The sequence below is a fragment of the Nocardiopsis potens DSM 45234 genome, assembly GCF_000341105.1.
In the GTDB taxonomy this organism is placed as follows: Bacteria; Actinomycetota; Actinomycetes; order Streptosporangiales; family Streptosporangiaceae; genus Nocardiopsis_A; species Nocardiopsis_A potens.
The window spans coordinates 1-1,534 of the sequence record NZ_ANBB01000118.1 but is presented as its reverse complement, the minus strand read 5'-3'; the positions used below and the strand labels follow the sequence as shown (position 1 = coordinate 1,534).

Annotated in this window: 1 protein-coding gene; it reads left to right on the top strand. The window is 73.9% G+C overall.

Annotation, left to right across the window (positions count from 1 at the left end):
• Positions 1-1,534 (top strand): peptide chain release factor 3 (locus D459_RS0130155; protein WP_017596713.1); only part of this gene is annotated, 1,534 nt, incomplete at both ends.

The window sequence follows — 1,534 nt, the reverse complement described above, 5'->3', positions numbered from 1 at the left end:
GAGGCGGCGGCGGAGGCGGCGCGGCGGCGGACGTTCGCGGTGATCTCCCACCCGGACGCGGGCAAGTCGACGCTGACCGAGGCGCTGGCGCTGCACGCCGCGGCGATCACCTCGGCCGGGGCGGTGCACGGCAAGGGCGACCGGCGCGGGGTCACCTCCGACTGGATGGACATGGAGCAGGCCCGCGGCATCTCCATCACCTCCGCCGCGCTGCGCATCGACTACGACGGCCGGGTGCTCAACCTGCTGGACACCCCGGGCCACGCCGACTTCTCCGAGGACACCTACCGGGTGCTGTCGGCGGTGGACTGCGCGGTGATGCTGCTGGACTCGGCCAAGGGCCTGGAGCCGCAGACGCTGAAGCTGTTCGACGTGTGCCGGGCGCGCAGGATGCCGGTGATCACCTTCGTCAACAAGTGGGACCGGCCCGGCCGCGAGCCGCTGGAGCTGATGGACGAGATCGAGCAGCGGATCGGGCTGCGCCCGACCCCGCTGAACTGGCCGGTGGGCATCGCCGGCGACTTCCGCGGCCTGCTCGACCTGAGCGGCGGGGAGGAGTCGGCCCGCTCCGGCCTCACCCGGTTCCGCCGCGCCCCCGGCGGGGCGGCCAAGGCCGAGGAGGAGTTCCTCGGCGCCGAGCAGGCCGCCGAGCAGGAGGGCGCGGCCTGGGCCCAGGCCCAGGAGGAGATCGAGCTGCTCGGCGAGATCGGCGCGGTCTACGACGAGAAGTCGTTCCTGGCCGGGGAGTCCTCACCCCTGCTGTTCGGCGCCGCCCTGCCCAACTTCGGCGTCGGCGCCCTGCTGGAGACCCTGGTCCGCCTGGCCCCGCCCCCGGCCCCCAAGACCGACGCCCAGGGCCGCGACCGCCCCGTCGAGGCCCCCTTCTCCGGCCAGGTCTTCAAAATGCAGGCCGGCATGGACAAGGCCCACCGCGACCGGATGGCCTTCGTGCGCATCTCCTCCGGCCGCTTCGACCGCGGCATGGTCCTCACCCACGCCGCCACCGGCCGCCCGTTCGCCACCAAGTACACCCAGGCCGTGTTCGGCTCGGAGCGCTCCACCATCGACACCGCCTACCCCGGCGACGTCATCGCCCTGATCAACGCCGCCGCCCTCAGCGTCGGCGACACCCTCTACGACGGGCCCAAGGTCGCCTACCCGCCCATCCCCAGCTTCGCCCCCGAGCACTTCGCCGTGGCCCGCGCCGTCGACGCCGGCCGCTACAAGCAGTTCCAGCGCGGCATCGCCCAGCTCGACGCCGAGGGCGTGGTCCAGGTCCTCTCCTCCGACGTGCGCGGCGAGCAGGCCCCGGTGCTGGCCGCGGTGGGCCCGCTGCAGTTCGAGGTGGTCGCCCACCGCATGGCCGAGGAGTTCCGCGCCCCCATCGACCTGGCCCACCTGGACTACTCCCTGGCCCGGCGCACCACCCCCGAATGCGCCCCGACCCTGCACGCCCTGTCCGGGGCCGAGGTGCTCAGGCGCCGCGGCGACGGCGAGCTGCTGATGCTGGTGCACAACAAGTGGCGGCTGCGGG